Origin of the sequence: Thermococcus argininiproducens (assembly GCF_023746595.1) — an archaeon.
Taxonomy (GTDB): domain Archaea; phylum Methanobacteriota_B; class Thermococci; order Thermococcales; family Thermococcaceae; genus Thermococcus_A; species Thermococcus_A argininiproducens.
This window is the reverse complement of sequence record NZ_CP080572.1, coordinates 36,697-49,626: the sequence shown is the minus strand read 5'-3', so window position 1 is coordinate 49,626 and position 12,930 is coordinate 36,697. Positions and strand designations below refer to the sequence as shown.

At 38.3% G+C, this 12,930-nt stretch carries 15 protein-coding genes; 9 read left to right on the top strand and 6 right to left on the bottom strand.

What is annotated here, in order from left to right; all coding sequences use genetic code 11:
• Window positions 1-66: 66 nt before the first annotated feature.
• On the bottom strand, window positions 67-1,710 hold the full coding sequence (gene thsB, locus K1720_RS00260; RefSeq protein ID WP_423837333.1) for a thermosome subunit beta: 1,644 nt from the start codon (window positions 1,708-1,710) through the stop codon (window positions 67-69).
• A 185-nt stretch (window positions 1,711-1,895) separates the two neighbouring features.
• Here thsB and K1720_RS00255 point away from each other — a divergent pair, with 185 nt between their 5' ends.
• Complete coding sequence (locus tag K1720_RS00255; protein ID WP_251949225.1) at window positions 1,896-2,546, top strand: YigZ family protein; 651 nt, start codon at window positions 1,896-1,898, stop codon at window positions 2,544-2,546.
• 1 nt (window position 2,547) lies between these two features.
• Here K1720_RS00255 and K1720_RS00250 read toward each other — a convergent pair whose 3' ends face one another.
• Genes K1720_RS00250 through K1720_RS00240 form a run of 3 tightly spaced genes read right to left on the bottom strand, consistent with a single transcriptional unit; the run spans window position 2,548 to window position 4,304 of the window.
• Window positions 2,548-2,940, bottom strand: coding sequence for a hypothetical protein (locus K1720_RS00250; protein WP_251949224.1), 393 nt, complete (start codon window positions 2,938-2,940; stop codon window positions 2,548-2,550).
• Complete coding sequence (locus tag K1720_RS00245; RefSeq protein WP_251949223.1) at window positions 2,933-3,643, bottom strand: hypothetical protein; 711 nt, start codon at window positions 3,641-3,643, stop codon at window positions 2,933-2,935. The genes K1720_RS00250 and K1720_RS00245 overlap by 8 nt, the downstream gene beginning before the upstream one ends.
• Before the next feature lie 4 nt (window positions 3,644-3,647).
• The gene (locus tag K1720_RS00240; RefSeq protein ID WP_251949222.1) at window positions 3,648-4,304 is read right to left on the bottom strand and encodes a hypothetical protein; all 657 of its coding nucleotides are present in this window, start codon (window positions 4,302-4,304) and stop codon (window positions 3,648-3,650) included.
• Between the two features lie 114 nt (window positions 4,305-4,418).
• Here K1720_RS00240 and K1720_RS00235 point away from each other — a divergent pair, with 114 nt between their 5' ends.
• Genes K1720_RS00235 through K1720_RS00215 form a run of 5 tightly spaced genes read left to right on the top strand, consistent with a single transcriptional unit; the run spans window position 4,419 to window position 7,812 of the window.
• Complete coding sequence (locus tag K1720_RS00235; protein ID WP_251949221.1) at window positions 4,419-4,739, top strand: hypothetical protein; 321 nt, start codon at window positions 4,419-4,421, stop codon at window positions 4,737-4,739.
• A gap of 5 nt (window positions 4,740-4,744) precedes the next feature.
• The gene (locus K1720_RS00230; RefSeq protein WP_251949220.1) at window positions 4,745-5,419 is read left to right on the top strand and encodes a Kae1-associated kinase Bud32; all 675 of its coding nucleotides are present in this window, start codon (window positions 4,745-4,747) and stop codon (window positions 5,417-5,419) included.
• 29 nt (window positions 5,420-5,448) lie between these two features.
• A complete protein-coding gene (locus K1720_RS00225; protein WP_251949219.1) occupies window positions 5,449-6,081 on the top strand; it encodes an isochorismatase family protein in 633 nt (210 codons plus the stop codon).
• Window positions 6,063-6,878, top strand: a complete 816-nt coding sequence (locus K1720_RS00220) for an NAD(P)/FAD-dependent oxidoreductase (protein WP_251949218.1) — start codon at window positions 6,063-6,065, stop codon at window positions 6,876-6,878. Before K1720_RS00225 ends, K1720_RS00220 begins: the two co-directional genes overlap by 19 nt.
• Window positions 6,862-7,812 carry a radical SAM protein gene (locus tag K1720_RS00215; protein ID WP_251949217.1) on the top strand — a complete coding sequence of 317 codons (951 nt, stop codon included), beginning with the start codon at window positions 6,862-6,864 and terminating at the stop codon, window positions 7,810-7,812. The genes K1720_RS00220 and K1720_RS00215 overlap by 17 nt, the downstream gene beginning before the upstream one ends.
• Here K1720_RS00215 and K1720_RS00210 read toward each other — a convergent pair.
• Together K1720_RS00210 and moaC are read right to left on the bottom strand one after the other, a co-directional pair.
• The gene (locus tag K1720_RS00210) at window positions 7,802-9,499 is read right to left on the bottom strand and encodes a P-loop NTPase family protein (protein WP_251949216.1); all 1,698 of its coding nucleotides are present in this window, start codon (window positions 9,497-9,499) and stop codon (window positions 7,802-7,804) included. The genes K1720_RS00215 and K1720_RS00210 overlap by 11 nt on opposite strands.
• A 67-nt stretch (window positions 9,500-9,566) precedes the next feature.
• On the bottom strand, window positions 9,567-10,028 hold the full coding sequence (gene moaC / locus K1720_RS00205) for a cyclic pyranopterin monophosphate synthase MoaC (RefSeq protein ID WP_251949215.1): 462 nt from the start codon (window positions 10,026-10,028) through the stop codon (window positions 9,567-9,569).
• A gap of 98 nt (window positions 10,029-10,126) precedes the next feature.
• On the opposite strand from moaC, the gene K1720_RS00200 reads away from it, so the two are divergent.
• The 3 genes from K1720_RS00200 (at window position 10,127) to K1720_RS00190 (ending at window position 12,929) form a co-directional block, all read left to right on the top strand.
• Entirely contained in the window at window positions 10,127-10,447 is a 321-nt protein-coding gene (locus K1720_RS00200) for a YbjQ family protein (RefSeq protein WP_423837332.1), read from the top strand.
• A 585-nt stretch (window positions 10,448-11,032) separates the two neighbouring features.
• Complete coding sequence (locus K1720_RS00195) at window positions 11,033-12,004, top strand: ABC transporter permease (RefSeq protein ID WP_251949213.1); 972 nt, start codon at window positions 11,033-11,035, stop codon at window positions 12,002-12,004.
• Between the two features lie 7 nt (window positions 12,005-12,011).
• Window positions 12,012-12,929 carry an ABC transporter ATP-binding protein gene (locus K1720_RS00190; protein WP_251949212.1) on the top strand — a complete coding sequence of 306 codons (918 nt, stop codon included), beginning with the start codon at window positions 12,012-12,014 and terminating at the stop codon, window positions 12,927-12,929.
• Window position 12,930: the final 1 nt, after the last annotated feature.

The window sequence follows — 12,930 nt, the reverse complement described above, 5'->3', positions numbered from 1 at the left end:
CGTTTTTAGAATCAATTAAGGTCTTTTAAAGTTTTAAAAAGAAGAATTGAAAGTAAAGAAGAGAAATCACATCATACCGGGCATTCCGCCCATTCCGCCACCCATTTCGCCGCCTTTACCTTCGCCTTTTGAGAGTTTTGCTGCTATGACATCGTCGATTCTAAGGATCATTATTGCAACTTCACTTGCACTCTTTATTGCCTGTCTCTTTACTCTTGCTGGTTCAATTACTCCTCTTTCGATCATATCTGCTGGTTCGCCACCGAAAACATCGACACCTATTGCCTTTCCTTTGTTCTTGTGTTCGCTTATTGCTTTGACGAGAACGTCGATTGTGTCAAGTCCAGCGTTTTCTGCAAGGGTCTTTGGAATAATCTTCAAAGCTTCTGCAAATGATTCAATGGCAAGTTGTTCTTTTCCACCGACTTGTTTGGCAAATTCATCTATCTTAATGCTGAGCTCAAGCTCAGTAGCTCCTCCACCAGGTAAGATTGCACCATCTTCCATAACATCTTTAACAACTTTTATTGCGTCCTCGAGGGCTCTTTCTACTTCGTCAACGACGTGTTCTGTTCCTCCTCTGATTAGGATTGTGACTGCTTTTGGATTCTTGCACCCTTCAACAAAGATCATGTTTTCTCCAGCAACTTTTCTCTCTTCAACAAGTTCGGCATAACCGAGGTCCTCACTTGTTAAGTCTTTAACGTTTGTGACGATCTTTGCACCAGTTGCCTTGGCAAGCTTCTCCATATCACTCTTCTTAACCCTTCTAACAGCCAATATACCAGCCTTGGCAAGGTAGTGCTGGGCCAAATCATCGATTCCCTTTTGGCAGAAGAGAACGTTTGCACCAGTGGCGGCCACTTGCTCTACCATTTCTTGGAGCATCTTTTCCTCTTGCTCAAGGAAAGCATAAAGCTGATCTGGGCTTGTGATGTTTATTTTTGCATCAGTTTCTGTCTTTTTAACTTCAAGTGCCTCATTAATGAGAGCAATTTTAGCACCTTCTATCTTTTTTGGCATTCTTGGGTGGACTCTCTCTTTGTCAATAACTACACCCCTGATAAGTTGGGTATCCTTAACACTTCCACCCTCTTTCTTCTCAAGCTTAATGTTGTCGATATCAACAACGTATTTGCTGTCAAGTTTTTCAGCAACTTGCTTAACAGCATTAACTGCGAGTTTTGCCAAAAGCTCTTTGTGGCTCTCGGCATTTTTACCTGTTACTGATGTTGAAGCTATCTTTGTGAGAGTTTCCTCATTGTCAGGTTCAACACTGATGGCTATTTTGTCAATTATCTCTTGGGCTTTCTCAGCTGCGAGTGTGTAACCTTTGATGATTATGCTTGGGTGGATATTCTGATCTAAAAGCTCCTCTGCCTTTGCAAGGAGCTCACCTGCAATAACGACAGCTGAAGTTGTCCCATCTCCAGCTTCCTTGTCTTGAGTCTTTGCAATCTCAATAATCATCTTAGCTGCTGGGTGTTGAACGTCAATCTGCTCCAGAATTGTTGCACCATCGTTTGTGATTACTATATCTCCAAGACTGTCAACAAGCATTTTATCCATACCCTTTGGACCAAGAGTAGTCCTTACGGTTTCTGCTATTACTCTGGCAGCCAAAATATTTAGTCTCTGGGCGTCTCTGCCCACATATCTTTGGGTACCTTCTGGAAGAATAACAACGGGTTGTCCTCCTTGTCCTACCATCATCTCAATTACCTCCTTTATTGAACAAGAGCCTTTCGTTAGGGCTCTATAAAAAGATTTCTATTTAAAAGTCAAGTATTAAATTAATTTGTAGTATATATGATAATGATTTCAAGTTATTTTGGACAAAATACAGGAAAAAGGTCCCAAAAGATTCTTAAGTTTAGCTTGTCCTAACTTCCCTTATGGGGAGTTATAAAACGATCAAGAGTTTTGGAAAAGTCGAAAAAACCTATGTAGACTCCCTTTTTATAGGTTACGCAGTATCGGCAAAAAGCGAAAAAGAGGCTAAAGAATTCGTTGCAAAGGTTAAAGAAGCTCATGCTGATGCCGCTCATAATGTTTCTGCTTATCGAGTTAGGGAAGGTAATACTCTTATTATTCACTATGATGATGACGGTGAACCTAGAGGAAGTGCGGGAAGGCCCGTTCTGAAGGTTCTTGAATATAAGGGCTTAGAAAATGTTGTGGTTGTTGTTACAAGGTATTTCGGAGGCACAAAGCTTGGTTATGGTGGGTTGATAAAGGCATACACTGAGACGACAAGCGAGGTCGTAGAGAGTGCAGGTATAGTGGAGGTTATCAAAAAAGAACCTGTGGAGGTGACTTTTCCATATAACCTTTACAACACTGTTGAAAGGACGATTGAGAAATTTAATGGGGAACTCATCCAGCGTGAATTTAGAAGTGATATTAAATTTGTTGTGGATCTCTTTCCAGAGAAGGTAGAGGATTTTGCAAAATACCTTACGGAGATCACTAAAGGAAGAGCAAAAATAAGAAGGTTTTTGGACTACGAAAAGGGATTGAAAAAGTCAATTTTCAAGAACGTCTGATTTACGTTTCTAGAACTTTTATTAATTCTTTTTTGTCAGGTTTTTTGATTAATTTTATTCCCAAAGCATGTTGAATGATGTAATCTGGAATATCCTCATCAAAAAATCCTTTTATACCTTTTTTGGGGATGTAAAAAGCATAAACCCTTACATCCTTCTCTTTACACTTTCCTTTTGCAACCATGAATCCTTTTTCAGCATTTACTCTTATAATCTCCCACGAAAAAGTCTCCGCTAGTGCAAAAAACGCTTCAAAGAGCTTAGCTTTAGCATCCTTTAAGGCCTTGTTCACTGCTTGTCTAGATATTTCGAGAGTTTCGGCTATCTCCACCTCTCTCATTTCTTTAGCTCTCATTGTCCATATCTTCTCCATACTCTCTGGAAGTTTAATCATCACTTAAAGCCTCCATAATCGCTTTAAGGGCTCTTTCTACTTTATCTTTGGGAGCATTAGAAGTTAGGAGGTACCTGCCTTTTCGCGTTTTTAAGACTATATAATCAGTGCTGTCTGTCTCCAAAGTCGCAAAGCTAGCGAGTAATATCCACACTATAAATAATGGCATTGATTCAAAGGAACGTATCTTGAGCCATATAAGGACTATCCCCAAAGAAAAGCAAAATAACAATCCAGCCCATCTATAATAACTTTTTCTAAAAGGTATGCTCCACGAAATTAATATAGCTAATGAGAATACAATTACTCCAATAGACCCCATGTAATAACCTAACAAAAGATCTCTAGGAAATGCAAAGAAGGAATATAAAGCATAAATTAGCAATCCTGCATATAATATTCCGATTTCTGGGAAGTACTTAATAAAAATGCCTCTGTCCAACTTGTTTAGGATTAGAATCTCCTCAATATCTTCCCATTTGATTTTTATCTTTAGTAATCCGAAAGCATACTTAAGGATTAACGTTTTCCCCTCAAGTTCAACTGAAATTCCCCACGATGCGAATATCAGTACCCACGCACCTGTTATAAACTTCAATTGAAGAAAATCCAATGTCCCTAATATAAATATCATGAATGCTAAAACAACCAACAATAAAGCAGGGCCACTGAAGTTCGAGGGTTTAATTCCTTCCAGTCTCATTGTTTTACCCTCTTAAAAGTTGTAATAACCTTTTTCCATTTAGGCAACTGATCACGAAAGTTTCTTTCTCCGTGGCTATTATCACATAATCAACCATTACGTAAAAGACCATAAAAATCAAAAATGTCAATGCACTCAATAATCCAAGAGCAATACTTTTTATGATGAAAATAGATACGGCCATTGATACTCCTAAAGATGTTAAAAAGATTTTCCCAAAGTTTTCTCTTAAGGTATACACCGGTAAAAAGATAACAAGGAGAAAAGCAATCCAAACACTAAACATCCACGTCAGAAAAGTTATGGGGGGTTCTGTCCAAGAGGTGGTGATAAATAACACGACCAAAAGAATGAGTGGGAAGCTAGTTTTCTTTCCAGTGTATTTAAACAATACTACTCCTTTGAGCTCACTTGCAAGCATTACTTCCCTGATCTCGTCAAACGGTATTTTGACCTTTTCAAGTGGATATTTTAGAATTAGCAAATTGTCCCTACTTTCTACACCCGTTCCAGAAGAGAAGATAAAAAATATTATGGCAACCCAAACAAAAATGCTTTTTTCTAAATAAAATGCACCCAAAACAAGGAATACAATTGCCAATATTTCAGAGAGCATAGATATCTTCCCTGACGTGATAGGGTATGCTCCCTCCACCTTCATACTTCCACCTTGGGATCCTAATTTTTGTCAACTTATGTAAGTTGACAAAGTATTTAAGGCTTTTGGTGAGTACCCTAAGGAAACTTTAATACATTACAAAGCAAATAATCTCAGGTGAAGAAAATGGAAGGCATTAAGGTTTATCCTATTAAAGATTCTGAGAGACTCAAAGAAGTTATAAAGAAAGTTAGCAACTATAACCTCTTAGATGTTGAGGTCGAGAACAGAGCCTCACTCCTTGACGATATGCTCAAAAACAAGGATGAACGACTTGAATATGTCCTCCAAAAACTCGAAGAGAACGAAATTGATGAAGCCAAGGTTGTTGTAAGAGATGATAGCGTTATAATAACTTTAAAAATTGAAGACGTTATCTTGATTAGATTTGTGTTCGGGAATCATAATATCCTTAAGGAATTGGGAATTAGTGGGTGAATCTTATGAAATTGATAAAGCAAGGCGCTGAGGCAAAGATATATCTGGCAGGGTTTGAAGAGCTCTACTTTCCATGGAGCAATGAAAAGGTCATCATAAAGCACCGTATTCCAAAGCGCTATCGTATAAGAGAAATAGACGAAAAATTGAGAAAGGAACGGACAGTTAGAGAAGCTAGGATTCTGCATAGGGCCAAACAGTTTGGAGTTAATGTTCCTTACGTTTATGAGGTGGATTTAAAGGAAATGAAAATAGTTATGGAATACATTGAAGGCGAGAGGTTAAAGGAACTTTTGGAGAAAATTCACATGGAAGAGCGTCTGAAGCTGTGTAGAGAAATTGGAAGGCAAGTTGGAAAACTTCACGAGGCTGGAATAGTACATGGTGACCTAACGACTTCCAACATGATTCTTAGAGGTGGTAGGATTTACTTTATAGACTTTGGCCTCGCTGAATTCGAAATAAACCTTGAGACTCAAGGAGTTGATCTGCATCTTTTAAAGAGAGCAATGGAGAGCACTCACTATAAATGGTTTGAAAGAGGTTTTAAAGAAGTTTTAAAGGGTTATGAAGAAATCAGGGGCGAGAAAAAGAGGAAAGAAGTCGAAGAGAGGCTTAAAGAGATAGAAAGTCGTGGAAGATATAGAGAAAGAAGCTGGTCAATAGCTAAATACAGATAATTTTTAAATTCTCTTTCCTATCTTTAACCATGAAGGAAGAGTATTTTACTGAAGACTTTATTTTGAAAGTTAGGGAGAAATATTTTAGACCAAGAAAGTGGGAAAAGGTTAAATCATTTAAAAAAGCTGCTGTTCTGGCCATTGATCTCCAAAAGTACTTTTTAGTTCCTAAGAGTCCTGCGTATCTTCCTTCTTCACAGGCTTTAATATTTCGATTAGAAGAGTTTTATGGAAAGATTAATGCCCTTGGAATTCCCATAATTTTTACTCGCCATTCGCATAAAGAGGGGATAATGGTTTGGTGGTGGGGTAGTGGGATGCATAGGGAAGATCCCCTTAACGAAATTCTTGATAATTTCAAACCGTTTGCTAAGATTATCATTGAGAAAAACACGTATAATGCATTCTATAGAACGAAACTTGAAGAGCTCTTGAGAAAACTTGGTATTGAGACTGTGATAGTTACCGGTGTCATGACACATCTCTGTTGTGAAACTACTGCCCGAGAGGCTTTTGTGAGGGGTTTTAATGTTGTTTTTCCAGTGGATGGAACAATCACTCAGAATCGATTTTTTCATGAGGCTACCTTAAGGAACCTTTCCCATGGCTTCGCAGTGACACCACTTCTTGAGGAGGTGCTTGAATGGCTCTCGTTGGGATAATAGGCGCTGGGATTGGAGGAATAGCAACTGCCGTGCAACTGGCCCGTTACAATATTGAAAGCGTAATCTTTGAGCGCAATAGTGTTGGAGGTCTTATCAGAAATGCTTACTCTGTGGAGAATACTATGTTTTTCCCTGAGGGTATACGAGGTGAGGAAGTGGTTGAAATTCTAAAGAAGTATGTGAGGAAATATGGTCTGAAGATTATTTATGAAGAAGTTAAGTCTATAGAGAAAGTTGATGGCGTTTTTAGGGTTCAAACCAACGTTGAGGACTACAAGTTTAAATATGTGGTTGTAGCAACGGGAACAAAGCCAAAAAAACTTCCATTTGATAGTGTAATGTATCACGTGGCAGAAGTTCCGAAAGGACATTATGAAAGGGTTCTTATTATAGGTGGGGGAGATGTGGCTTTTGATTATGCTTTAAGTATGAGTGAAATGGCTGATGAAGTAATAATACTTATGAGGAGCGAACCTAAAGCTCTACCTTATCTTCAAAACCTTGTTGCAAAACGAGGGAATATCAAGACTTTCATGGGCCAGGTATTAGGCATCCAAAGAGAAGAAAAACTTTTAGCTAAAACCGACGTTGGTGATTTTAAAGTGGATTTGGTCTTAGGCGCTATCGGCAGGGTTCCTAATGTTGAACTCATTGAGGGGCTTAATGATGACAATCTATTCCTAGTTGGTGATGTAAAGAATGGGATTTACCGCCAGAGTGCACTCGCTATTGCTGATGGAATAAAGACTGCTATGATGATTTGGAGGAGGGAGAAATATGGAAATATTGAGTGAAATTGGAGATCCTAATGTTGCCGTTGTTTACATTGGAAAGACTTCAAAAGGAAATATAGTAGAATTTGTTGAATCAGTTCCAACTTCCAACCCTGCTGAAAAGTGGGTGCTTATAGTCTCATCACTTAATGGATGTCCAGTTGGTTGCAAGATGTGTGATGCGGGTTTCTTTTATAAGGGTAAGCTTGGTCTTGATGAGCTCCTTGAGCAAATAGAGTATCCAATAGAGAAGCGCTGGGGTGGAAAACCGAAAACGAGAAGATTTAAGGTACAATTTGCGCGGATGGGGGAACCAAGCTTTAACATGGCTGTTATTGAGGCATTGAGACATTTAGGTGAGCATTATGAGAACTTTTATCCATCTATTTCTACCATAGCTCCAATAGGTACAGACAAATTCTTTGACGCTCTACTAGAGCTTAAAAAAGAGCTTTTTAAGGATAAGTTCCAGCTACAGTTCTCAATACATTCCACTAACCCAGAGCAGAGGGATAAAATAATTCCAGTGAGAAAATGGGAATTTGAGAAGATAGCTGAGTATGGAAAGGCGTTTTATGATGAAGGAGGTAAAAAGATAACACTAAACTTTGCACTCGCAAGAGAGAATGAGGCAGATGCTAGAATAATTGCAGAACATTTCCCGAAGGAATATTTCCTCATTAAGATAACACCGCTCAATCCAACGGTCAGCGTGATGAAAAACTCCCTCACTAATGACATTGATCTAGAAACTGGCCTTCCAATAAAGCACAAGGAATTCGTAGAGAACCTCAGAAAGTTGGGATATAATATCATAATTTCAGTAGGTGATACAAGAGAAAACTTGATAGGCTCGAATTGTGGTCAGTATATTCTGCGGTTCCTCAAAGAAAGACCTGAACTTAAGGAGGCTTATACTTTTCTAAAAACCTCTAACTTCAACATTATTCCTTGAAAGCCTTTAAAATTCTCCTAAAAATTTCTTTTTCCTGTCCTCTTTTAGTATGGTATAGTTTTTCCACAATTAATTCTGGCGTGCTTTTTCCTAGGATTCCAAACTTCGGCTGTCTGTCTACTATTAGGTTGAGATTTTCATCGAGGCCTTTTGCTTCTATCCCATCAACACGCGCAAAGGGAAGCATAGATTTCAGATCCTCACCTAGATGGGATACAATCACGATATAAAAACTCTTTTCGTGCCCTATCTTCAAAAGTTCTCCAATTATTTTTACTGCTGCTCCTGGTTCAGTTATAGCCTCAAATTCATCGATGAGAATAAGTTTTTTACCTTCCCGTATAAGAGAGTGTGCAAAACTTTTCAAGACTGTTTCAAATGTTCCAGCACCATATGAGGAACGTTTTCTTCTGAAGAAGAACAGTTCATCTAGTACTTCTACCCAGGCCTTTTCAGCGTTTACAGGAAGGCCCATATGGGTGAGGATAGTTACTTGGGCGATCAGTTCAAGGAGTGAAGTCTTTCCACCACTGTTTGCTCCAGTTAAAATTATAACCCTTTCCCCATTAGTGCCATCTAGCTCAATAACGTCTCCAATGATATAGCTCACAGGTTGGGGGTTTTTGATAAACAGGTGTTCCCCGTTTATGAATCCAATACCTCCTTCAGCTATCGTTGGAAAAGTGAACCCTTGGGTAAACTCTTTAACAGCTCTTAAAAATTCAAGTTCATATGCCTTTTTCAGTTCTTCTCTTAGTTTTGGTATTAGTGGTCTTATTTTCTTCAGAATTTCACGACTTTTGAGATATAGTTCAAGCTTTATTTCCCTTTCAAGTTCATGCCTCAGCACTTCAATAGCATCACTAGGAACTTCAACAGGATATAGAGTTTCCCTTGAGAACAGTTCAACATCGATTTCCAGTAACTTATTTAGCTTCTCTTCACTTCTTCTTATTTCTCTGAGAATGTCATCTTCTATCTGGGAAAAGTGAGAGAAGATAGTTTCATAGTTGCCATCTTTTAACCTTTTCAGGAATTCTAACAACTCTTTTCCACTGAGGGTTAGGCTAAACTCTTTTAAACGTTCTTCAATCCGAGCGTTGAGGTTATTCTCTTCTTCTCTTATTATCTCATCCAAGTTTATCAAGAGTTCTTTCTTCTTCATAGTGGGTGTTAATTCTTTTAGTTTTGTCAAAATCTCATTTGCAACGCTTTTTTCTCCTAAAAGTGCTTTTATATTAGATAATGCTTTTAAAGTTTCTTTGTTTTCCCATAAGGGCAAAATATAAAGTTCAGGGGCGATCTCACTTATTGAAATCCCCACATCAATTCCATACCCTATAGTACTTAATATCAAGTCGTAACCGTCCTCGGGTTCTAAAGCAACATCACAAATTTCTAAGTTTTTAGCTTTTTCAAATTCTGTTTCATCCACAACTAGAAGTCTATCGTGGAAATAATCTTTTTTAAACCGAATAGGCTTTACTCGACCGAGGAGTTCCTTAAGCCCTGGTTGGATTTTTGAGAGGCTTTCTTTTAAGTAATTTTGGCGTTTTAAGATTTCTTCTTTGTCATTAGTTGGTGTAAAGTTGTCAAGATAGGCTAAACTCTCCTTTAGCTGGATTCTTTTCTTTATCTCCTCTCTAATGCTCTTGTATATTGCTCTAGCTTCGCTGTTAAGTTTCATGGTGTTACAACCCTCTTAGCGATATAAATACAAAAACTTCTTTCAAACACTCTTTTTTGCGTTTGAATCATTTCTTAACTTTTTCAATGACTCTAATATTCTCGATTTTTGTGAATGGATACTGGCCTTTTTCATCTTTCTCTACAGCCTTGACCATGTCCCATACAGTAAGTAATGCAACGCTAACTCCGGTTAGAGCTTCCATTTCAACGCCTGTCTTATAATAGGCCCTCACTTCGCAGGTAGCTTCTATGTAATCCTCTCCAAACTCAAAGTTTATGTCAACCCCAGTTAGTGGTATTGGGTGGCATAGTGGTATTAACTCCCATGTTCTCTTTACAGCTAGGATTCCTGCAATTTGAGCACTTGCTATAACATTGCCTTTTTTGGTCTTCCCTTCCTGAATAAGCTTTATTGTTTCTGGTTTGAGCTTTATTCTACCCTTAGCAATGGCTCTTCTAAAAACAACATCTTTTTGTCCAACTTCTACCATTTTAACACCATTTTCATCCACGTGAGTGAGTTTCATTTTCCCACCATATTTCTAATGTTCAAGAAAAGTATTTAAGCTTTGAAGAGAAGTATTACTTCGAACTTCGAGGTATGAGGTGATGCCGTGTGAATGAAATGATAATTGCTACAACTGAAGAAGTCCCTGGATATAAGGTTGTCAGAGTTTTAGGGATTGCTAGAGGGGCAACTGTCAGGGCAAAACACATTGGAAAAGATATTTTGGCAGGATTGAGGAATATTGCTGGTGGGGAGGTAAAGGAGTACACTGAAATGCTTGCAGAGGCTAGAGAAGTAGCACTTCAAAGAATGATACAACATGCAAAGGAAATGGGTGCAAACGGTATCATTGGAGTGAGGTTCATGACATCGGCAGTTGCTTCTGGAGCTGCTGAGATTTTTGCATATGGGACGGCAGTTGTACTTGAGAAGGAATAAAACACGAATTTAAAGAACTCTGCAACACAACCACTAATTGTCTCTTCTTTTTACTTTAGAGAGGTTTTAAAAGTTCGTCGAAGCTCTTTGTCCCTTCTACGGGAAGCTCCATGAAGGGTCTAGATTTGTTTGTGGTTTGTTTAAGTATCCTACAGAAAGGTTTGTCCTAAATGCTGATTTGGTTGGGACATTCAATATCAATCAAAATGGGCTTCAATGAAGCTCCTCAAACTCCCCACCTTAAAAAATGGGGAGGAGATCAGAAGAACGTCCACAAATAAAGCTTGCTTCTTCGACAATGATCCATGAAATTACGTCCTGATGAGGATTCTGCAGAGCAAATAACCTCACAAGTAATCAGACAATCCCTCCTATAGTTATTAACACTGAAATCTTGGCCCTTATCTTAAAGGACATCCTCACCTCAAGATACACACAAATAAGGGTGCTTCCACTCATTGCATATAGGCAACGTATTTACTATCATTTAAAGTTTCTTCTTATGTTTATTATGAGTTAAACTATACAACTATTAAAAGTAATACTTTTAAGCAAACGATCACATCATCCAACGAGGTGATGGGCATGAAAGTTACAAATATAGCGATAAAGGATTTCGAGGTGAACATCAGAACTAGAAGATTCCAGATAATAGCGTTGCTCTTTATAATAACCTCTTTAGGAATGATTTATAGCTCCAAGAGACTCGGTATAAGTGCAAATTTATATGAAACACCTTTTCAAATGCTCTTCTTATCAAGCTTCTCAAATATTTTCAATTACTTGATATCATTATCAGGAATCCTCATTGGGACAACGGCAATAAGTACAGAACTAGAGAAAGGCACTCTAAGGTTGATAGTTTCGAAGCCAATACATAGGGATAAAGTTCTCTTGGGTAAACTTTTAGGAGGCTTATTGACTCTTAGCATAACTCTATCATTGTTCTATACTTTAACAGTGGTTTTTGCACTTGTTTTAGGGGTTCCCCTAACTAGAACTGATCTGATAAAGTTTTTGGTAACATTACCCTTTAGCTTGCTTTACGGACTAGTTTTTCTAAACCTTGGGGTGCTCATTTCAATATTCGCCAAGAAATCCAAAAACGCAATTCTTCTTGCAGTATTTACATTCCTCTTTTTTGGTTTTTTGCTTTCAATAATTGCCGGGGTAGTAGCATTTGCAGTAGCCGGATTACCTCCTGTTCCAAATATCCCCGAAAATGTTACAAATTTAAGTGAAGAACAACTAGAAGAGCTGTTTCTTAAAGATCCTGCTTATCAATCATGGCTGGTTGGAATGGCAACAACAGCTGAAAAGATTCTCTACATCTCTCCTAATTATCACTATCAAGAGGTCATTAGAATGCTCTTTGGCGGAAAGCCTCAAATTAGTGAAGTAGTTTCTTCCTTGGCATACGAGGAGAGTGTAGTGGAGGATAGACCCATTAGTGAAAGTTTGAGTTTGATATGGCAAAACATCTTGGCGTTAATGGTAATGCTCCTTTTACCCTTTCCATTAGCGTACACAAAATTCATGAAAGCTGATTTGAGGTGATAACATCATGTATGGGATTGAAATTGAGAACTTGACCAAGAAGTATGGAGAGGCTAAGGCAGTTGATAATCTAACTTTAAACGTTGAAAAAGGCTGTACCTTTGGATTTCTAGGTCCAAATGGGGCAGGAAAAACCACAACGATACTCAGTATGTTAGGTTTGATAATTCCTGACAGTGGGAACATAAGAATTCTTGGTCATGATGTTTTCAGAGAATCTATTAAAGTCAAAGAAAAAGTGGGTTATCTCCCAGAAAATGCAACGGTCTATAGTGAACTCACCGCATGGCGTAATCTGGAATTTTTTGCTAACTTCTATAAGATGGGTCAGTTTGAGAAAGAAAGGCGTATAGAAGAACTCCTTAAGATGGTTGGCCTCTGGGATGTTCGTTACAGAAAGGTGAAAACATTCTCAAAAGGCATGAAACAGCGCTTGCTTTTGGCTCAGGCCCTGATAAATGACCCTGAGGTGCTAATACTAGATGAGCCAACAAGTGGCCTCGATCCTGAAGGAGCCCATTTGGTCAAGAGCATAGTAAAGGAAGAGGTAAAAAAGGGAAAAACTGTCTTCTTTTCCTCTCACATACTTAGCGAGGTTGAGGAGCTGAGCAATAAAGTTGGAATTCTCGTAAGTGGAAAGCTTAGGGCTATAGGCACATTGGATGAAATAAGGAAGCAATTTATGGAACTTGAGGGCTATGAAATAAAAATAGAAGCTAAACAAGAGTTGCCAGAAATTGAACTTGATGGCATAGTGAGGATGGAGAAGATCGGCGATAGAAAGGCAATAATATTTGCTAAAGATGATCTCAGAGAGCAGATCTCAGATTATCTATCAAGGAAAGGAATAACATTAATCAATCTTGAAATTGAAGAACCGAGCTTAGAGGATGTTTTTCTCAAAACGATTTACAAGAAGGAGTGAT